We start from the raw sequence: 19,980 nt of genomic DNA, 5'->3' as shown, positions 1-19,980 counted from the left end.
GTCAGTCAAACTCTTACGCCCTCTGAGTTAGCCCATTGATCCCCCTTGACCGGGGGGATCCCTCGGGCTTGTTCGCTTTCATACTGTGTTTCATCGTTGATCGACTTGTCGATAAGCATGAAACTTTCAAAAGGCTTCACCCTGATAGAACTGATGGTTGCACTGGGCATTGTTGCCGTGCTGTCCACGTTTGCTTTTGGCGGCTACCAAGACAGCCTGCGCAACGCCAATTTCCGCTTGACCCGCGATGTGGCAGAGAAAGTCGCCTTGGTCCAACAGCAGCACCGACAAGAGTTCGGCCAATACGCATCCACTGTGCAAACCACCGGCACACCGTCGGCCAATGTCTTGGTGCTGTCTGAAGGGGTGGACTACCAAATCACCATCAGCCAAGCCAACTTCCGGGACTTCACCGCAAAAGTCACGCCCAGCAAACGAAATATTCAAGGTCCCACCCAGTGCTGGACCGTGCAGGTCAACAGCCAGCAAGGCTATCTGAAATTCAGCGCATTGAACCAGCAGCAGCAAGACACCACGGCGGAGTGTATGCCCAATGGATAACACACGCCAAAACCGGGGCTTTACCGTCCTTGAATTGTTGATTGTGCTCGCCATCTCTGCGGTGGCAATTGGTTTTGCGTTGCCTTCCATGGACGGCTACGTGGCACGCCAACAGCTCAAGCAAATTGCCTCTCAAATCACCGCCCACCTGCAAAGTGCACGCAGCATGTCTGCCAGCACAGAATGCCGGTCCACCGTTGACTTGCTGAATGCAAATGGAACCTTGAATGTACAGGTCATGCTGACACGGGACAGCCAGTGGAAGGGCTGCGCGCGCTGGTTCGAAGCCAACGGGCTGCCGTATCAAAATCAGGTTTCCCTGCGCAGCGCTCAAATTCCGCAAGTCACACTGGACCGCAATTTGAGCCTCAGTTTTCAGGGGGTTTCCGGCAGCCTTGATTCAACCACATCAAGCACTTTTCAACTGAGCAGCCGGGGATACACCGCGCAAATCACATTGGATGGCATTGGCAACGGGGTGTTGAGCTATGTCAATTAGACACCACCCCGACAAAGCCTGCTTGCAGGGCGGCTTTACATTGGTGAGTACCATGATTGCCCTGGGGCTGTTGAGCCTTCTTCTTGCAAGCCATCTTCAGTTGATGTCTTATTTGCGAACTGGTCCTACCCAGGCAGGAAACGATGAACTGCTCAACCAAATTGCCCGCATCAGCGAACTGTTTTCAACTCGGGTGAATCGCGGTGGTGGATACCTGGACAGTGCTGGTGAAGCCAAGGGAGTTCAGCTATGCACATTGAACAGCGCGGCGAACAATTGCTCCAAGTTTAACGGCTCACCAGCCAACTACTGTCTGACACTACCGATTCAATTGGGCAATGGCGCCCTTGCTTCGATCGAAGTTCGCGGATTTCGTCTCATCAACGGCGTTTTTCAGCAGAAAGTGCAGGCTAACGTGAACATGGACGCATTCAACATTGCCTCATTCTGCACGATACCCAGTGGTTGGGAAAACCTCCACAGTCCAGATGAATTCACCATCACGCAGTGGACTTTGTGTCGATTCAGTGCAGACACCTTGGGCGATATCAAACGGGATTATATGAACAATTGCCCATCGGTGTTGAGCAACAACCCGGACGGCAATATGTTCTGGATGGCGATTATCAAAGCCCAGCCGCGCCAGGTGGGTGCCACACCCGTGGAACAGACCCGGGTTATTCAGCTGTTCAATACCACCCGAGTCACCACGTTGTAGGACGAGTCAGCCATGCAAGTTATCCCAACACACTGCCGACAACGCCCCTTTGAAACCGGAATGGCAGGAATTCTGATCAGTGGCCTGTTGAGTATTGGACTGTTGCTCTTGGCAGTACAGAGCACGACGCGCGCCAACATGGATGCTTACCATGCACCCAACAAAGTCAACATCGAAGTGTCCAATCAATTGATGCAATCCGGCTTGCGTTACGGGAACCACCTACTCAGTGCACCCAACGAGTTGTGGGCATTGTTCAACTACTTTGCAGGCGACCCCAGTGTCACATTAACCTGCCAAGAAGGCGTTCGATTGCCCGATGTCCTGGTACCCAGTCGCACCATCAAAACCCTACAGGCGCCATCCAGCAATCAGGAAATTCAACTGAAGGGGGTCATTGCGCCTTACGATTGCAATCAACCATTGGATGACACCAACTATCGACTGACGTTTGAAATTGTTGGCGCTGTGAGTTGCAATTCAGGCAATCAGCAATTGGCCGACAGTTGTACTGCCCGATCCGTGGTGCTCAATGCGTACAAAGGCGTCACATTCAACCCGGTGTACACACCACCCGTCGTCACGGTCAAGTATGAATGCCCAACAGGGCCATTCGTTGTACCTGCTCCGGACATCATGGCCCAAATTGAAGCCGCCTGCGCGGCCATCGGCGTCACATTGACGTCTTACGATGGTCCTCCGCCTCCCGGCGGTTTCCAAACACCGACCACCACAACCACCGTCACTGATCCGGGTACGACGGTCAACCACGGCAACAGTCAGAAAAAACACAATGTCGGCAGCTAATCAAACTCGAACTCGGGGTTTTACCCTGCTGGAGGTCATGATCGCCATGCTCGTGTTGGGCCTGGGCGTCATGGCGTATGCAAAATCCACCTCTGCCACCCTCATTGGCAGCATTGACAACGCCGAGCGACAACGCGTTGCACTGTTGGCAACGGACATGAACAATGTCTTTGCCGCGCACGTGAATACGTTGGGCAGTGGCGCAAGCCAGCAACAGGTCATCAGCGCTGTACAAACCCTGGCCGGGCAATTGAGCCGAGAACTACAGACAGTTGCACAATCGCGCGGTTACACTTGCAACAATGGGCAGCCTGTCATGAACGCCTCCGCCAATCCCAATCAATCGATTAACTCCACTGTATTCAAATCATGGATGCAGGGACCACCGGTTTGTGCGCAATTCACCGTCATCACGAGCGTACCGACCGGCTTTAACGGCGTTTGGATGCAAACTCAAATCAGTTGGTTGGCTGTTCGCAATTCGCGTGGCGGCGTAGACACCATCCGGATACCCAGCCTCATTGCACCCAATTAACGCCCTCCCCAAAAAAAGGGCTTAACGCGGCGAATACAGCGGTGATTCCAGTTTTTGAGCCAAATGTTCGAAGACATAGGCATGGATGGCTGCAAAGTCTGCATCATCCATTTGCTCAAAGGCCATGCCAAATCGAGGCATCTTCTGGGTGTCGGTTTTGTTCACCGTAACAACCCGCGCAGGCAACTCCAACAGGTACTTTCGTCCAGTCAACAACAGTTGAAACGCCAACATGACCTGGGCATTGTCCAGCCAGTTCGTGGACGCAAATGCCTCAAACTCCACGCCACCAGTGGACAAATTTCGGATAACTCCTTTCACGGGTGGCACATCGGCAGCATCCGCCAATAGACGGCCTGTGGCTGGCACTTCGCAACTCACGCGGCGGGTGGTCCGGATCGCCTTGTGTTCCAGGTGCCCATCCTGAGGCCAAGACATCACCAACAGTGGGTGCGGCGACAACAGAATTTTTTCAACTTGCGCCTTGAATCGATACACCGACAAGCCATAAAACGACTTGAACTCCCAGACCTGACCTTCCTTGATAAACACAAACTGGCTGTCTTTCACGGGGTGGCTGGTCACAAATGCCTCTTTGCCCAAGGCACCAACCAGTCGAACAGTGAATGTGTCTGCTTGCCCCGGCAAATTCATCTTGAGGAGATTGCCTGTTTCCGTCGGATCATCGGGTGGTGCTTTTACACTGGCCGTTCGAACAGGTTGTGGACCACTGGGTGCAACGGTGCCCATGGTGGACTTGTTCTGCACGGCAAACCCTTGCTGTGCCCAACGGGGGTTGTGGTACAGGCCCTTGGCCGCCAATTCCTCCAGTTGCTTTTCAGTGGTCAGGGCCTGACCAGCTGCCAAAAGCAAAACCCCTTGGCGATCATAAATCGCGAAGGGGAGCGGCTTGCCAAGTTCTATCTCGCCTTTGGCCAAGGGCGAGAGGTCTTTGGGATTGTCCAAAAATGCCCTGCCGGGGTGTTAAGGGGTTTCGAATTCCTTGTCCTTTTTGACAGGCTTGACCAAGTCTTCTCGACTCAGGCCCAACCACATCACCAAGGGACTGGCGACCAATACAGATGAATAGATACCGAAGCAAATGCCAATCGTCAATGCCACCGCGAAGTAATGAAGGGTGGGTCCCCCGAAAAACAGCATGGAGCACACCATGATCTGGGTCGAACCGTGCGTAATGATGGTCCTTGAGATGGTTCGGGTGATCGCATTGTCGATGGTCTCGGGCACACTCATGCGGCGGGATTTTTTGAAGGTTTCACGAATCCGGTCAAACACCACCACCGACTCGTTCACCGAGTAACCCAACACGGCCAGCACAGCCGCCAACACCGAGAGTGAGAATTCCCATTGAAACAGGGCAAAAAAGCCCAGAATAATCACCACGTCGTGCAGGTTGGCAATAATGGCCGACACCGCGAACTTCCATTCGAAGCGCAAAGCCAGATAAATCATGATGCCGATGATCACGATCATCAGGGCAATCACGCCGTTTTCGGCCAGTTCGCGGCCCACCTGCGGACCCACAAACTCCACACGCATCAGCTTCACATCCGGCCCACCATTGACCAGCACTTTGCTGGTCACGGCATCGTTGTTCAGCTTGCCATTGCTGCCAATTTCGCCATTTTGGAGGTCTTTCACGGCAAGGCGAATCAGCACATCGCGAGAAGTACCAAAGTTTTGAACCTGGGGCTCTGCAATGCCAATGTTCACCAGGCTGTTGCGGATTTTCTCGAGGTCGGCGGCCTGCGAATAGCGGGCTTCCACCAGCACACCGCCGGTGAACTCCACGCTCAAATTCAGGCCACGGTGCAGCAGAAAAAACACCGCTGCTGCAAAGGTGATGAACGAGATGACATTGAACACCTTCGCATGGCGCATGAAGGGAATGTCATGTTTGATTCTGAATAATTCCATGGTGCTCTTCTTCTCAGGCGTTCTTGGCGGAAGCGGGATTGTATTCACCCTTCCAGATTTGTCCGATGCTCACTTTGTCCAGCTTCTTGCGGTTGCCGTACCACAGGTTGACCACACCACGGGACACCACCACTGAACTGAAAATGGAGGTCACAATGCCAAGACAGTGCACCACAGCAAAACCGCGAACCGGGCCAGAGCCAAAAATCAGCAGGGCCAAGCCAGCGATCAGGGTGGTGATGTTGGAATCCAGAATGGTGGCCCAAGCCCGTTCATACCCTGCGAAAATGGCCTGCTGGGGCGTGGCGCCTTCTCGCAGTTCTTCACGAATGCGCTCGTTGATGAGCACGTTGGCGTCAATCGCCATACCCAAGGTGAGCGCCACCGCAGCCAAGCCGGGCAAGGTCAAGGTGGCCTGCAACACCGACAGCAACGCGAACAGCAACAGCACGTTCACCGCCAGCGCAAACACCGAGAACACACCAAACAACAGGTAGTAGACCACCATGAACAGCGACAGCACAGCAAAACCATACACCGTGGAGTGGATGCCTTTGTCGATGTTGTCGGCACCCAGGCTGGGGCCGATGGTGCGTTCTTCAATGATATCCATGGGCGCAGCCAGTGAGCCTGCCCGCAACAGCAAGGCTGTGTCAGCGGCTTCCACCGTGCTCATCTGGCCAGAAATCTGCACACGTCCACCGCCAATTTCATCGCGAATCACCGGCGCGGTGATCACCTCGCCTTGCCCCTTCTCAATCAGGAGGATGGCCATGCGTTTGCCGATGTTTTCGCGGGTGACGTTGCGGAAAATGCGAGCGCCCTGTGAATCCAGGGTGAGGTGAACGGCAGGCTCTTTCGTCTGCTGGTCAAAGCCGGCTTGTGCATCGGTCAAGTTGTCGCCGGTCAAAATCACTTCTTGCTTGAGCAAGAGCGAACGCCCGCCACGCTCGGTGAACTTCTGCAAACCAAACGGCACGATGCCGGAATTGAGCGCAGAGACGGCCTCGGGGCTGTCGTCCACCAAACGCACTTCCAAGGTCGCGGTGCGGCCCAAAATGTCTTTGGCCTTGGCGGTGTCCTGCACGCCGGGCAACTGCACCACAATTCGGTCTGCACCCTGGCGCTGAATCACTGGTTCGGCCACACCCAGTTCATTGATCCGGTTGTGCAAGGTGGTGATGTTCTGCTTCAGGGCATATTCACGGGCCTGCTGCTCAATGGCCGGCTGCATGCTGGCTTGCAGCGTGAAGGCTGTGTCGTTCTCCGGCACAGTCAGCGTGAGGTCGGGCAGGTTTTTGGTCAGCAGGTCGCGCGCTTTGGCCTGGGTGTCGGCATCGCGAAAGGTCATCACAAAACCGGCCGGCGTACGGGCTGCACTGGCGTAGCGCAAGTCGCCCTCACGCAAAGCCTGCTTGGCGCTCGCCAGCAGCGAGTCTTTGCGCTTGTCCAGTGCTTTGTCCATGTCCACTTGCAACAGGAAGTGAACACCACCCCGCAAGTCCAAGCCCAAATACATCGGCAAGGCATGCAGTGAGGTCAACCAGTGTGGCGAGCGGGACAGAAGGTTCAAGGCAACGATGTATTCCGGTGCATCGGCCCTGGGGTTCAAGGCCTGCTGAATCACATCACGGGCCTTCAACTGATCATCCGTGGTTTTAAAGCGCAGTTTGACCGTACCCCCACCCAAGGTCTGCTCAAAAAACGCACCGTCTGGCTGCAGGCCCTGGGCCTTGAGCTGCTCGGTCAAGCGGTCCACCAGCGCGGGGTCCAACTTGAGTGTGGACTTGCCGCTGGAGACCTGCACAGCAGGGGCTTCGCCGAAGAAGTTGGGCAGCGTGTACAACACACCCAACACCAGGGCCAGCAAAATCAGGACGTACTTCCAGAGGGGGTATCGGTTCATGACAACAAAGAGAAATTAGCGGATGTCTTTCAGGCTGCCCTTGGGCAACACGGTTTGCACGGCAGCACGTTGAACGACCACGTCCACGGTTTTATCGCCCATCTCGGCGATTTCGAGGGTGATGTAAGCGTCGTTGATTTTGGCAATGCGACCGGCCAAACCACCGGCAGCCACCACTTCGTCGCCTTTCTGCAGCGACTCAACCATGGTTTTGTGCTCCTTCTGGCGTTTCATCTGGGGACGAATGGCGAGGAAGTACAACACACCAAACATCAGGATGAGGGGGAGAAAGCTCAGCAGGCTGCTTTCAGGTCCAGCTGCCGCAGCAGACTGCGCAAACGCAGAAGAAATCACAATCAACTCCTTGAAAAATAGAAAGGTTGGCGCCGAGTATACAACGGCTGCTCCCCCAAATAGACCGCAAGGCTTGACTTGGGTTCCACTTCCCGTTTCACTGTGAGGCTGGTGGGGAAACAAAGATTCACAAAACAATGAGCAAACAAATTGAGCAAGCCACATTGGGTGGTGGCTGTTTTTGGTGCCTTGAAGCGGTGTACAACCAATTGAAGGGCATTGAACTGTGCGAATCGGGCTACAGCGGGGGCGCAGACCCGGCGCCGACTTATGACAGCGTGTGCAGTGGCAAAACCGGCCATGCGGAGGTGGTTCGACTGCACTTTGACCCTGAAATCATCAATTTCAGGAAAATACTGGCTGTATTTTTCGCCATTCACGACCCCACCACGCTCAACCGGCAGGGCAACGACATTGGCACACAGTACCGTTCGGTGATTTACACCCACTCGCAAGAACAAGATGCTGTTGCACGGGCCTTCATTGCCGAGCTTGAAAAAAAGCAGGTGTACCGCAACCCCGTGGTGACCGAAGTCAAGCCGCTGGAAAACTACTTCCCGGCCGAACGCTACCACCAGCAGTACTTTGAGAACAACCCCATGCAGCCTTACTGTGCCTATGTGGTTGCACCCAAACTGGAGAAAGCCGAGGACTTGTTTTCGGACTGGTTCAAACGTTAGGAGTCGAGCTATTTATCGGGCTGCTTATTGGGCGATTCAGCAAGCTGGCCCAGTGGTTAATGCAAAGGCCCGCCAGTTGCATACCCATGGTGGCCGTTACCGTCACGGCCGACCCATAGCCAGCACAGTTCAAACCGGCTTGTGTGTCGCAGGCATCCCCCTGCTTCACCGGCTGTGGTGAGTACACCACCTGCAACTTCATCTTGAGTTTGGCGTCTCGGGAAAATACACCACTGCGGCGCAATTGGTAACGCACCTTGGACAACAGCGGGTCGTTCACCGTGTCGCGCAGGTCCACCGGTTGCAACAACCAGGGCTGCGTTTTGCCCCCTGCACTGCCCGCCATGAACAGGGTTTTGGCGTTCTGGCGCATCCACAGCGCCATGGCCAGTTTGGCGCGGGCCTGGTCACAACAGTCCAACACCACCCCATGGTCACCTTCTGGCAAGCCCGCATAAAATTGCCCCAACAGCACGGCAGCGTTGTCTGGCGTCAAAAAATCATCCACCAGGGTCAACTGGCAATGCGGTGCGTACGTGGCAATTCGATCAGCCAGGGCACGAATTTTTTCCTGACCCAGCGTGGTGTCGGTGGCCTGAATTTGGCGGTTGATGTTGCTTTCGGCCACATGGTCCATGTCGACCAGTGTGAGGTGCCCAACACCGCTGCGGGCCAAGGCTTCCACCGCCCACGAGCCCACACCGCCCACCCCCACCACCATGGCATGGGCCTGTGTTTGTAAAGCGTTGTGGAAGCCATCGCCATACAGGCGGCTTAAACCGCCAAATCGGCGATCGTTGTCCACGTTGTTCAACGTCGCGCTTCCAGGTCAATCACCTGCACATCCACCTCGCGGGTATCGTCACCACGCATGACCAGCAACTGGGCTTTGTTGCCCACGCCCACGGCCTCCAAGGCCTTGGACAACTGGGCGATGTTGGCCACCGGTTTGCGATTAACAGCAATGATGATGTCGCCAACCACCCCGTTTTGCAGGTCAAAAGACTGCAAGCCAGCTTGGTCTGCCGGTGAGCCTTGCTCAACACCCAGCACCGCCACACCCCGAATGCCCAAGCGGCGGGCCAGCGACTCGTCGGCCACGGCAATGCCAATGCCCGGACGGGGCAGCGCGCCTTTCTCAATCAAGCGGGGCACCACCTGGTTGACCAAGTCCACAGGAATGGCAAAACCCACACCTGCCGAGGAGCCGCTTTGAGACAAAATGGCTGTGTTGACCCCAATCAAACGCCCTGCAGAGTCCAGCAATGGTCCACCCGAATTGCCGGGGTTGATGGCGGCATCGGTCTGGATGACATCGGGAATTTCACGGCCGTTTTCAACCGGCAAGGTGCGACCCAAAGCACTCACAATGCCCGAGGTGAGGGTTTTGGACAGTCCGAACGGGTTGCCGATGGCAAACACCGACTGGCCCACCCTCAAGTCATTGGACGTCCCCAAGGGAATTGGCCGCAACGGCTCCTTTTTGGGCTTGTCCAACAGCTTGACCACCGCAAGGTCATAGGCCGGAGCAATGCCCACCAGCTTGGCCGGAATGGGCTCGGAATCGTCGAGTTGCACCCGGATTTTATTGGCCCCTTGAACCACGTGCGCATTGGTCACCACATGGCCTTCGTCGTCCCACACAAAGCCCGAGCCTGCGCCCTCGGCCACCCGTCTGAAAAAGAGTTGGCCTTGGACACTCTCGGTGAAAATATACGCGACCGAGCCTTTGGCACTGTCAAACAGTTCAATGGTGCTTTTTTCGGCGGGAGACAACTCGCCCCGGGCTTCGACCACACGGGGCTTCACAGGCTCAACACTTGAGCCCACAAAGCTTGGGAAACTGCCGTGGTTGTAGAGCCAGTACAGCAGCACCACACCAAGGATAAGCGCCACAAAACCCATGGCTGAAGCACCTTGTTGCTGGCGGCGCAAAGCCGATGGACACAAGCGAGATTGAATTGGATGTTGAATCATGATCCACTCACACCGAGGGGTTGGGTTCAAAGTGAAATTGTTGGGCCAGTTGGCCTGACAAGCAGTTTTGGACCGGCAAACAGAGTTGCCGTTCCCCGGAGGCCTCACCTTTCAATGCGCGAAGGCGAATGTGGGTGGACAAAACCGCATCGGGGTCGCCCTCGGGCACCATCCAGCGGGCTGTGTGGGCCAAGCCAGCGCCAGGCTCGCCCTGGCCCTCCTGCAGCCCCTCAGCCAACCGAGGCGTATCGGCGGTGTGAACCAGGCCGATGCCCAAACCGGTTTCAATCAGCAAACGGCCTGACTCGTCGGCCAACAAGGCCTTGGGCCACAACACCAAACCTGTGTGCGAGGCGAGCATCAGGGCACCACCGTCCAGTGGGTAGATGCGCCAAATCCAGGGGGTGTACTCCAACGTGACATAGGCTTTTTGAGGCCCGTTCTGGAAGAAATAACGTCCATCGGCTTCACAGCCATAATTGCGCGCAATGAAATTGAGAATGCGCTGGTTGGTGATGCTCAAGCCTTCAGGCACCGGCCCGGTGAGCATCCATTGCCCCAAAGTGCCCAACTTTAACCAACCTGCAATGGCCGGCACATTGGGCCAACGGGCCAGGGCCTTTTCAACCAGATCGTCCATGGGCTGGTGCTTCAGTGCAAGGTGGGTTGCGGCTCAAAATCCGACAGGTCGTCTTCCGCCATTTCTTCCACATCCATGGCAGGGCTGGCATGGTGCATCACCATCTTCCAGCCGCCAGGGCCCTTGTGAAACACATTGGTGGCGTTAACCTGCACAACATGGGGCTCGCCCCGTGTGCTGTTCATCATGACCTGCTCCACAATGTTGTGTACGGCCACCATCACGCCCTCCACGCGGTGCACTGGCACCACGCGAATTTGCAAGGCCCCGGCTGACAGGATTTCTTTCCAGGAGTCGCGCACATCGTGATAACCCTCCACCCGCGGTCCGCCCGGGTGAATGCAGACAATGTGCTCATCGTCGGCCCACAGGTCCATGAGGGCATCCAGGTCGGCCGCCTCCAGGGCTTCATAAAACGCCTGCTCAATGTCTTGCGGCGAGGAGTGAATCACTTTGGGTCTGGACATGTGACAAGCCTCCGTTTACTGAAACACCACGGTTTTGTGGCCATTGAGCACCACCCGGTGCTCGCAGTGCCACTTAACAGCCCGCGCCAGCACCATGCACTCGGTGTCGCGCCCGCGGGAGGTGAGTTCTTCGGGTGTTAATGAATGGTCCACACGCGCCACATCCTGTTCGATGATGGGCCCTTCATCCAGGTCGGACGTGACGTAATGCGCGGTGGCGCCGATCAGCTTGACGCCCCGGTCAAAAGCCTGCTGATAGGGCTTGGCACCTTTGAAGCTGGGCAAAAAGCTGTGGTGAATGTTGATGATGCGACCGGGCAGCTCCGCACAAAACTCCGGCGACAGGATTTGCATGTAACGGGCCAGCACCATGAGGTCGATGCGCTCACGCTCCATGATCTGGCGAATTTGGGTTTCCTGAAGACCCTTGTTTTGCTGATTCACCGGCAGGTGGTAAAACGGCACGCCATACGAGGCGGCGAGCAAGGCAAAGTCCTGGTGGTTGGACACAATGGCCGGAATGTCGCAAGGCAGATTGCCGCTTTTCCAGCGGAACAGCAGGTCGTTCAGGCAATGCCCAAACTTCGACACCATCAGCAACACCCGGGGTTTCACGCGAGCATCATTGAACTGGTACGTCATGCTGAACTGCCGGGCCACCGGCTCAAACTGCTCGCCCAGCGCTGCCTGGGTCAAAGTGGCCCCATCGGGCAAGGCGAAATGCACCCGCAGAAAAAACAGGTTCGTGGATTCATCACCGAATTGTGCTGAGTCCAGAATGTTGCACTGCTGGTCAAACAGGAACTTGCTGACGTTGTAGACAATGCCCGTCGTGTCGGGGCAGGAAATGGTCAAAATGTAATCGCGCATGGTCCGGCTCGAATGCTGTAGGGCCCGTGTGGCCCGCACCTGTGTTGTGTCTATCTGCTGAGATCATACTCCGGGGATCACCCCCCGCCCGGCACCGGCTTCAATTGTGTGGACACCATTTCAGGCTGCAGTTTGTTCAGGCAATCCAGGTGGCCCAATGGGCATTCACGCTGATAGCAGGGGCTGCAGGGCAAGGCCAGGTAGTACACCTTGGCACTGGGGTTCAATGGCGGGGTGTGGCTGGGGCTGCTGGAGCCAAACACGGCATGCACCTGCACATCGAGTGCAGCCGCCACATGCATGAGGCCCGAGTCGTTGGTGACCAACTGCGAAGCACCAGCCATCAGTGCGATGGCCTGCGGCAAGCTTGTTTTACCGGCCAACACCTGCAAGCGGCCGCGCAGTTGTTCAGGCACCAGGCCACGAATGGATTCGGAAAACTCAACATCCTTTGGGCCACCCAGCAGCACGGCATGCTGATGCGGGTTGTGTTCGAGAAACGCTTGCGCCACGGCTGCAAAGTGGGCTGCTGGCCAACGCTTGGCAGGGCCATACTCAGCACCAGGCGCCAAGGCCAAAAAACCCCGCTGCAACTGGAAGTCCACACACACACGGTCAGTGGTTGACGTGGCCACCTGCATCAGCGGGTTGGCCAGGGCGCCCACGTCATAACCACCCAACCGGCCGTACCACTCGATCATCGGGGGCTTGTTGTTTTTGTTGGGTTTGGGCAGCGCGCGGCTCAAGACCAGGCTGCGAAGCTCACCGTCGTAGCCCACACGTTGGGGGACCTTGGCAAACCAGGGCACCAGGGCTGACTTCAGGGAATTGGGTAGCGTGATGGCCAAGCCGTAACCCTTGGCCTGCAGCGCACGCCCCACCTGCTTGCGCAAACCCCATTGCAGCTCGCCATGGGCAAAGGGCTCAGCTTGCACGGTGTGAACCACCGGGCTGAACTGGTAAACCGGCGCAGTCACCGACGGCGCCAGCACATGAATTTCACAAGGTCGCCCATCGGCAAAGCGCAGCGCCTCGTCTGCATGCAAAGCCTGCAACAGCGACAGGCTCATGACGGCATCGCCAATCCAGTTGGGCGCAACAATCAATACACGCATGGCACCCCCTGCATGACCCGAACCATCAAGACGGATTGTGGCTTCAGTGTGCGTGCACCTTGGCGCCCGGCTTCAGGCTGTAGACCGTCCCGCAATAAGGGCAGGCCGCCTTGCCAGTTTTGGTGACATCCAGAAACACCTTGGGGTGGTGGTTCCACACGGGCATTTTTGGATTGGGACAGAAGGCGGGCAAATGCTCGCCATCCAGCTCAACGGTTTCAACGGTGGCTTTTTTGTCTGTAATCATGATCACACGCGGGTCAACCAGTGTTCGTATTTTTCGTTGCGGCCATACACCACATCAAAGTACCGCTTCTGCAGCTCTTCAGTGATGGGTCCACGGGTGCCTGCACCAATGGTGCGGTTGTCGAGTTCACGCACGGGGGTCACTTCAGCAGCAGTGCCGGTGAAGAAGGCTTCATCGGCGATGTAGATGTCATCGCGGGTCAGGCGCTTGGACTTCACTTCCAAGCCCATGTCGCGGGCCAGTGAAATGATGGTCGCGCGGGTAATGCCCACCAGCGCAGACGCAATTTCCGGTTCGTAAATGGCGCCATCCTTCACGATGAACAGGTTCTCACCGGCGCCTTCAGCCACAAAACCGTCCACGTCCAACAGCAGGGCCTCGTCGTAGCCGTCTTGCGTGGCTTCCATGTTGGCCAGAATGGAGTTGGCGTAGGTGGCGGCAAACTTGGCACGGGCCATGGTCACATTCACGTGGTGACGGGCATACGACGATGTTTTCACGCGAATGCCTTTTTGCAGGCCATCTTCACCGAGGTAAGCACCCCAGGGCCATGCTGCGATGGCCACGTGGGTGGCTGCACCCTTGGGCGACACGCCCATTTTTTCTGAGCCGTAAAAGGCAATGGGGCGGATGTAGCAGGAATCCAGTTTGTTGGCGCGCACCACCTCGCAACAGGCGTCCATGATTTGCTCACGGCTGTAGGGCATGGCCATGCGGTAAATGTGGGCCGAGTTAAAAAGGCGATCGGTGTGCTCTTTCAGGCGGAAAATGGCCGGACCTTTGTCGGTTTTGTAGGCGCGCTCGCCCTCAAACACCGACAGACCGTAGTGCAGGCTGTGCGTCAGCACATGGATTTGCGCTTCACGCCACGGCACAAGTTTGCCGTCAAACCAAATGAAGCCATCGCGGTCGGCCATTGACATGCTGAATTCTCCGAATATGCAGGATCGTCTAAACCCCTTATTCTACAACCCCTTCACCGCCCAATGAAGCCAGAAGCGTTGACTCGGTGAAGAATGAAACACTATAGTGAAAAGAAACCAGAACCAACAGACGCATTACCCATGAAGCATTGTGTGGCCAACGCCCCCCCCCGCTGGACCAGGCGCAAAGACGCCCGGCCGCAAGAACTGTTAACTTCTGCCCTCTGCGTATTCAGCGAAAAAGGCTATTCGGGCGCCCGCCTGGAAGATGTGGCCAAAAACGCTGGGGTCAGCAAAGGCACGGTCTACCTGTATTACCCCAACAAGGAAGAGCTGCTCAAAGCCGTGGTCATTGAGCATGTGTCGCCCATCGTGGACGAGGCCCGACACCAGCAAGACGACGACAAGTCCTCGTCCACCCTCATTCGCGAAGCACTGCACCTGTGGTGGAAACGCTATGGATCCACGGAACTGAGTTCACTGACCAAAATCGTGATGTCCGAGGCCAACGCATTTCCCGAGCTGGGTCGGTTCTTCCACGAAACCGTGATTGCCCCTTGGTGGGCCTACCTCGAGAGTCTGTTGCAAAGAGGTATACAACGTGGTGAATTCGCTGACATTGATGTGGAATACGCTGCTAAAGTGCTGTGTGCGCCGCTGGTGACCCTGGGTTTGTGGAAACGCACTCTGGACACCTGCTGCAACATGGACACCAACCCGATGCGCTACATTGAAGCGCACTTACAGATGGTTTTAAATGGTCTCACCTGCCCGAAGCAAAAGCAGCAGAACCCAGCTCAAGGCGCTTCCCTTGCGTCTGATGAGCTGGGTGCTTCTGGCGAGTCTGCAAGCGTGCTCGCCCTCCGCAAACACCCAAAAAGCTGAAACCCCGGCCCAGCCGGCACCGCTGATGCTGGCCCAGGCCGACGTGGTGACTGTGCAAACAGCCCCCATCGAAGACTCGCTTTACGTCACCGGGACACTGCAGGCAGAGCAAAAAACCGTGATCCGATCCAAGGTGAGCGGCAACATTCTGGCCATTCACGCATTGGAAGGGCAAAGCGTGCGTCAAGGCGACCTGCTGGTGCGCATCGACCCCACCGACCCCCAGTTGCGCGTTCAGGAACGGGAGGCCTTTGTGCTGGCCCAGGAAGCCCAAGCCCAACAAGCCAAAACCCAGTACGACAACAATCAACGCCTGGTCAAAGAGGGCTTTGTGTCTGAAACAGCCCTGTTGAATGCCAAGTCGGCGTTTGATGCAGCCCAGGCCCAGGTGGCTGTGGCCAGGGCCCAACTGGCACAAGCGCGGCAACAACTGGCCGACACACAGGTGAAAGCGCCCTTCTCTGGCGTGCTGGGGCCGGTGCCTGTTCAGGTGGGCAGCAAGGTATCGCCAGACACCACCCTGCTGGAGCTGCTCAACTTGCGGACCATGGAATTGAAAGCCGATGTGAACCCGGACGACCTGGTGCGGCTGAAACCCGGCCAAAAAGCCAGCCTGAATGCAGGCCCAGACCTGCCCAGCTTCGAAGCCACGCTGACGCGGATCAGCCCGGGCAGCGTGCAGGGCAACCGAACCGTGGCCGTGTATTTCAAGGTGGACAACCCCCAGCAGCAGTTGCGCTCGGGCCAATTTTCCACCGCCCGCCTGGCCCTGGGCAGCACGCGCCAAGGCTTGCAAGTGCCCAAAACTGCCTTGCGGGAAGTACAGGGCAAACCGGTGGTGTATCGAATCACCGCGCAAAACACCCTGCAAACGGTGCCGGTGTCCACCGGGCTTGAGCAAGTGTCCAGCCAAGGCAACAGCCTGATTGAGGTTCGCGAGGGTCTCAACGCGGGCGACCGCATTGTGGGTGTCAACCTGGGCCCCTTGCCCGAAGGGGCCACCGTGTCCATCCAACCAACGGCACAGTGAGCAGCGGCCATGTGGTTCACCCGCATTTCCATCCACAACCCGGTGATGGCCACCATGGCGATGGCCGCCCTGCTGGTGGTGGGCCTGTTTGCCTACTACCGCTTGCCGATTGACCAATACCCGGACCTGAATTTTCCCGTGGTGGTGGTCACCGCCAAATACCCGGGGGCCTCACCGGAAATCGTTGAAGCCGAACTGACCCGCCCGCTTGAAACCGCCATCAACACCCTGTCGGGCCTGAAAACGCTCAGCTCTCGCTCCTATGAAGGCACCTCGGTCATCATTGCCGAATTCGACCTGCTGACCAACTCCGCAACCGCTGCGCAAGACGTTCGGGAAAAGGTCGCGCTGGTGCGCCCAGCCCTTCGGGATGAAATTTCCGAGCCAGTCATTACCCGCTTCAATCCGGACGACTTCCCGATTGCCTCGGTACTGATTGAACCGGTCAAGCCCAACACCACCCTGCGGGAAACCACCTTGCTGGCCGACCAGGTCATCAAAAAACGGATTGAAAACGTGCGCGGTGTGGGTGCTGCCAACCTCGTGGGCGGAGCCACCCGGCAACTGCTGGTTGAACTCGACCCAGTGGCGCTGGACCGCCTGTCCATCACGCCGCAAGAGGTGATGCAGGTGCTGAGCCGGGACAACCAGACATTGCCGCTGGGCCGCCTGAAAACCACCACCACCGAAGCGGTGGTTGAACTGAATGCCCGCCTGGACTCTGCCAGTGACTTCAACAACCTGGTGGTGGCGACCCGAAATGGACGCCAGGTTCGCCTGGGCGAATTGGGGCGAATTCGGGACGGTGAAAAGACCATTGAATCGCTGGCCTTGGTCAATGGCAAACCCGTGGTGTCGGTGGACGTTCTGAAAGCCCAGGATGCCAACTCGGTGGACGTGGTGGATGACCTGAAAGAAGCCCTGACCGACATCGAAAAAGAATTGCATGGCGAGGTGAAGCTCAGCCTGACCCGCGACCAGTCCAAACCGATCCGCAACTCGCTGCTGGATGTGCGCAACACCCTGATTGAAGGCGCGCTGCTCACCGTGGTCATCGTGTTCCTGTTTTTGGGCTCGTGGCGCAGCACGGTCATCACCGGGCTGACGTTGCCAATCTCGCTCATTGGCACTTTCAGTGTGTTGTACGCCATGGGTTTTACCATCAACCTGCTCACCTTGCTGGCCATGTCCATTTGCGTGGGCTTGCTGATTGACGATGCCATTGTGGTGCGGGAAAACATTGTGCGCCACCTGCAAATGGGCAAGGACCACCAAGTGGCCGCACTGGAAGGCACCCGGGAAATAGGCCTGGCCGTGCTGGCCACCACCTTCTCGATTGTGGCGGTGTTTTTGCCGGTGGGTTTCATGGGCGGCATCATCGGCCAGTTCTTCCACCAGTTTGGCATCACGGTGGCTTGTGCGGTGTTGCTCTCCATGTTTGTCAGCTTCACCCTCGACCCCATGTTGAGCTCGGTGTGGTACGACCCGCAAGCCCACGGCAAGGGCTACACCGGTTGGCTGGGTCGCTTGCTGACCAGTTTTCAAAACCTGATGTTGCGGCTTGAGCAAGGCTATGTCCGCCTGCTGAAGTGGGGCTTGCGCTGGCCCAAAACCGTGATTGCCATTGCATTGGCCAGTTTTTTCGCATCGTTTGGTTTGCTGAAGTTCGTGGGGGTGGAATTCACCCCCCAACCCGACAACAGTGAACTCAGTGTGTCATTCCACACCCCCGAAGGCTCACCGCTTGAGCTCACCCAGCGCAAGGCCTTACAGGTGGAAGCCATGGTTCGGCAGCATCCGGAAGTGACCACTGTCTACACCACCATCAACACCGGCTTTGCTGCGGGCAAAAACTACGCCACCGTGTTTGTGAAGTTGGTGCCACGCAATCAACGAAAAATCACCGTGGCCCAACTGTCTGCCACCCTGCGCACCGAGTTGAAGTCGATTGCGGGTGTGGCGGTCACGCAGGTGGGCCAACAGGTCAACGTCAGCTCGGGCAAGCCCGTGCAAGTCAGTGTCTTGGGGCCAGAGTTGTCTGTATTGGAGAAACTCTCCGACCAGATTCAAACCCTGATGGAACGTGACCCACGGCTGGTGGACCTGGAAAGCTCACTCAAGCCCACCAAACCAACGGTTCGCGTGATCGTGGACCGCGCACGGGCAGCCGATTTCGGCATTGATGTGAGCAGCATCAACGCCACCATTGAACCGCTGATGAGCGGCAAGACTGTGAGCACCTGGCGGGCGCCCAACGAAGAAAACTACGATGTGGTGGTGCAACTGCCCGAGACCGGGCGCCAAAGTATCGAGCAATTGGCCAGGTTGCCGCTGCGGGGCAATGCCACCAGCCAAACCATCCGGCTGGGCGACATTGCGCGGCTGGAGCCCGGTTTTGCTGCCGCGCAAATCAACCGGAAGTACCTCACCCGCGAAGTGCTGCTCACCGCCAATGTGCAAGGCGCGGCAGCAGGCACCGTGTCGCAGGCCTTGCAAGCCAAAATCGCCGAACTGACACTGCCACCCGGCTACCGCATCAGCTATGGGGGCTCTACCAAAGACATCAAGGACACCCTCGGTTTCGCCCTACAGGCCCTCATTCTGGCGATTGTGTTCATTTACCTCATTCTGGCCTCGCAGTTTGCATCCTTTGTGCAGCCGCTGGTCATCATGATGTCGCTGCCCCTGTCGCTCATCGGCGTGATTTTGGCCTTGCTGGTGTTTGGCAGCACGCTCAACATTTTTTCCATCATCGGGTTTGTGATGCTGATGGGCCTGGTTACCAAGAACGCCATTTTGCTGGTGGACTTTGTCAACCAAGCCTTGCGCAAAGGCACCGCCCTGCGGGACGCCCTCATTCAGGCGGCCGAAACGCGGCTTCGACCCATCCTCATGACCACACTGGCCATGGTGTTTGGCATGCTGCCCCTGGCCCTGGCCCAAGGAGAAGGCAGCGAGCAACGTTCGCCCATGGCCCATGCGGTGATTGGCGGTGTCATTACCTCGACCCTGCTCACCCTGCTGGTGGTGCCCGTGCTGATCTGGTTGCTGGAAAACGCCAAAGCCCGGCGTTTGCAAAAGAAACGCCTCAGGGAAAGCCGGGTTTGATAAAATAACGGGTTAACTGATTAATTTTTCTTGAAAAGTCGAGACTTGACCATGGATTTCGAATTGGCCCGCTTCAACATGATTGAACAGCAGATCCGCCCCTGGAACGTGCTGAACCAGCGCGTGCTGGACCTTCTGGGCGTGATCAAGCGTGAGCACTTTGTCTGCCCATCGCTGCAGAAACTGGCCTTCACCGACTGCGACCTGCCCATCCGCGTGCAGGGCAAAGACACCGGCGTGCACATGCTGAGCCCGAAAATGGAAGCCCGCCTGCTGCAGGAGCTCGAACTGGACCCGCAAGCCAAAGTGCTGGAAATTGGCACTGGCACTGGCTATATGGCGGCCCTGCTGGCCCAACAATGTGCCCATGTCACCACGGTTGAAGCCAATCCGACAGTGGCCGAACTGGCCCGCCAAAACCTCAAAACCAATGGCATCACCCGCGTGAAAGTGGTCGACGGTTGCGGCTTTGAACAAGCCAAAGCGCTGGGTCAATTCGACGCCATCGTGATGTCCGGTGCCAGCCCTGTGCTGCCCACCGTGCTGCTGGATGCCCTCAAACCCGGCGGCCGCTTCATCGGCATCATCGGCGAGGCTCCGGTCATGCAGGTCGTTCTGGCCGAAAAAAATGCCCAAGGGCAAATCAGCCAAAAGCCCCTCTTCGAAACCCAGGCTGAGGTGCTGCAAAACGCACCGAAGGCTGTTTCATTCACGTTTTAA

The 19,980-nt window shown here is 57.1% G+C and carries 22 protein-coding genes; 10 read left to right on the top strand and 12 right to left on the bottom strand.

All coding sequences use genetic code 11. From position 1 onward, the window contains the following. Nucleotides 1-117: 117 nt before the first annotated feature. The 5 genes from VGE55_RS11435 to VGE55_RS11415 are packed head-to-tail and all read left to right on the top strand — an operon-like array spanning nt 118 to nt 3,120. On the top strand, nt 118-561 hold the full coding sequence (locus tag VGE55_RS11435; protein WP_331131813.1) for a type IV pilin protein: 444 nt from the start codon (nt 118-120) through the stop codon (nt 559-561). Beyond that, entirely contained in the window at nt 554-1,060 is a 507-nt protein-coding gene (locus tag VGE55_RS11430) for a pilus assembly FimT family protein (RefSeq protein WP_331131812.1), read from the top strand. Before VGE55_RS11435 ends, VGE55_RS11430 begins: the two co-directional genes overlap by 8 nt. Further along, on the top strand, nt 1,050-1,778 hold the full coding sequence (locus VGE55_RS11425) for a hypothetical protein (RefSeq protein ID WP_331131811.1): 729 nt from the start codon (nt 1,050-1,052) through the stop codon (nt 1,776-1,778). The genes VGE55_RS11430 and VGE55_RS11425 overlap by 11 nt, the downstream gene beginning before the upstream one ends. Before the next feature lie 60 nt (nt 1,779-1,838). Continuing rightward, nucleotides 1,839-2,585, top strand: coding sequence for a hypothetical protein (locus VGE55_RS11420; RefSeq protein WP_331131810.1), 747 nt, complete (start codon nt 1,839-1,841; stop codon nt 2,583-2,585). Continuing rightward, on the top strand, nt 2,470-3,120 hold the full coding sequence (locus tag VGE55_RS11415; protein ID WP_349256617.1) for a type IV pilus modification PilV family protein: 651 nt from the start codon (nt 2,470-2,472) through the stop codon (nt 3,118-3,120). The genes VGE55_RS11420 and VGE55_RS11415 overlap by 116 nt, the downstream gene beginning before the upstream one ends. A 21-nt stretch (nt 3,121-3,141) precedes the next feature. Here VGE55_RS11415 and VGE55_RS11410 read toward each other — a convergent pair whose 3' ends face one another. Genes VGE55_RS11410 through yajC form a run of 4 tightly spaced genes read right to left on the bottom strand, consistent with a single transcriptional unit; the run spans nt 3,142 to nt 7,324 of the window. Then, nucleotides 3,142-4,086, bottom strand: coding sequence for a flagellar brake protein (locus tag VGE55_RS11410; protein WP_331131808.1), 945 nt, complete (start codon nt 4,084-4,086; stop codon nt 3,142-3,144). A gap of 18 nt (nt 4,087-4,104) precedes the next feature. Continuing rightward, nucleotides 4,105-5,022 carry a protein translocase subunit SecF gene (gene secF / locus VGE55_RS11405; RefSeq protein ID WP_414675038.1) on the bottom strand — a complete coding sequence of 306 codons (918 nt, stop codon included), beginning with the start codon at nt 5,020-5,022 and terminating at the stop codon, nt 4,105-4,107. Between the two features lie 49 nt (nt 5,023-5,071). Beyond that, nucleotides 5,072-6,964 (bottom strand): protein translocase subunit SecD, encoded by a 1,893-nt coding sequence (gene secD / locus VGE55_RS11400; RefSeq protein WP_331131806.1) that lies wholly within the window; start codon nt 6,962-6,964, stop codon nt 5,072-5,074. Nucleotides 6,965-6,979: 15 nt separating this feature from the next. Then, nucleotides 6,980-7,324, bottom strand: a complete 345-nt coding sequence (yajC, locus tag VGE55_RS11395; protein WP_414675016.1) for a preprotein translocase subunit YajC — start codon at nt 7,322-7,324, stop codon at nt 6,980-6,982. Between the two features lie 131 nt (nt 7,325-7,455). Between yajC and msrA the strand changes: the two genes are divergently transcribed. Then, nucleotides 7,456-7,998, top strand: a complete 543-nt coding sequence (gene msrA / locus VGE55_RS11390; RefSeq protein WP_331131805.1) for a peptide-methionine (S)-S-oxide reductase MsrA — start codon at nt 7,456-7,458, stop codon at nt 7,996-7,998. On the opposite strand, the gene VGE55_RS11385 is transcribed toward msrA, so the two are convergent. From VGE55_RS11385 to VGE55_RS11350, 8 genes are all read right to left on the bottom strand, one after another. After that, the gene (locus VGE55_RS11385; RefSeq protein WP_331132292.1) at nt 7,988-8,803 is read right to left on the bottom strand and encodes a tRNA threonylcarbamoyladenosine dehydratase; all 816 of its coding nucleotides are present in this window, start codon (nt 8,801-8,803) and stop codon (nt 7,988-7,990) included. The genes msrA and VGE55_RS11385 overlap by 11 nt on opposite strands. 5 nt (nt 8,804-8,808) lie before the next feature. Further along, the gene (locus VGE55_RS11380; RefSeq protein ID WP_414675036.1) at nt 8,809-9,903 is read right to left on the bottom strand and encodes a S1C family serine protease; all 1,095 of its coding nucleotides are present in this window, start codon (nt 9,901-9,903) and stop codon (nt 8,809-8,811) included. 79 nt (nt 9,904-9,982) lie between these two features. Next, nucleotides 9,983-10,615: a DUF2946 family protein gene (locus VGE55_RS11375; RefSeq protein ID WP_331131803.1), complete on the bottom strand. Its 633-nt coding sequence runs from the start codon at nt 10,613-10,615 to the stop codon at nt 9,983-9,985. Between the two features lie 11 nt (nt 10,616-10,626). After that, nucleotides 10,627-11,082 (bottom strand): nuclear transport factor 2 family protein, encoded by a 456-nt coding sequence (locus VGE55_RS11370; RefSeq protein ID WP_331131802.1) that lies wholly within the window; start codon nt 11,080-11,082, stop codon nt 10,627-10,629. Nucleotides 11,083-11,097: 15 nt separating this feature from the next. Continuing rightward, complete coding sequence (purU, locus tag VGE55_RS11365; protein WP_331131801.1) at nt 11,098-11,952, bottom strand: formyltetrahydrofolate deformylase; 855 nt, start codon at nt 11,950-11,952, stop codon at nt 11,098-11,100. Nucleotides 11,953-12,029: 77 nt separating this feature from the next. After that, nucleotides 12,030-13,067, bottom strand: coding sequence for a lipopolysaccharide heptosyltransferase II (gene waaF, locus VGE55_RS11360; protein WP_331131800.1), 1,038 nt, complete (start codon nt 13,065-13,067; stop codon nt 12,030-12,032). Between the two features lie 43 nt (nt 13,068-13,110). After that, entirely contained in the window at nt 13,111-13,314 is a 204-nt protein-coding gene (locus VGE55_RS11355) for a zinc-finger domain-containing protein (protein WP_256762853.1), read from the bottom strand. A 2-nt stretch (nt 13,315-13,316) separates the two neighbouring features. Next, complete coding sequence (locus tag VGE55_RS11350) at nt 13,317-14,237, bottom strand: branched-chain amino acid transaminase (protein ID WP_331131799.1); 921 nt, start codon at nt 14,235-14,237, stop codon at nt 13,317-13,319. A gap of 153 nt (nt 14,238-14,390) precedes the next feature. Between VGE55_RS11350 and VGE55_RS11345 the strand changes: the two genes are divergently transcribed. Genes VGE55_RS11345 through VGE55_RS11330 form a run of 4 tightly spaced genes read left to right on the top strand, consistent with a single transcriptional unit; the run spans nt 14,391 to nt 19,980 of the window. Then, nucleotides 14,391-15,122, top strand: a complete 732-nt coding sequence (locus VGE55_RS11345) for a TetR/AcrR family transcriptional regulator (RefSeq protein ID WP_331131798.1) — start codon at nt 14,391-14,393, stop codon at nt 15,120-15,122. Beyond that, complete coding sequence (locus VGE55_RS11340) at nt 15,058-16,152, top strand: efflux RND transporter periplasmic adaptor subunit (protein ID WP_331131797.1); 1,095 nt, start codon at nt 15,058-15,060, stop codon at nt 16,150-16,152. Before VGE55_RS11345 ends, VGE55_RS11340 begins: the two co-directional genes overlap by 65 nt. Nucleotides 16,153-16,161: 9 nt before the next feature. Next, nucleotides 16,162-19,260: an efflux RND transporter permease subunit gene (locus VGE55_RS11335; RefSeq protein ID WP_331131796.1), complete on the top strand. Its 3,099-nt coding sequence runs from the start codon at nt 16,162-16,164 to the stop codon at nt 19,258-19,260. Nucleotides 19,261-19,311: 51 nt separating this feature from the next. After that, entirely contained in the window at nt 19,312-19,980 is a 669-nt protein-coding gene (locus VGE55_RS11330; RefSeq protein ID WP_331131795.1) for a protein-L-isoaspartate O-methyltransferase, read from the top strand.

This window comes from Limnobacter sp., from assembly GCF_036405155.1.
Taxonomy (GTDB): domain Bacteria; phylum Pseudomonadota; class Gammaproteobacteria; order Burkholderiales; family Burkholderiaceae_B; genus Limnobacter.
This window is presented reverse-complemented; position numbering and strand designations above follow the sequence as displayed.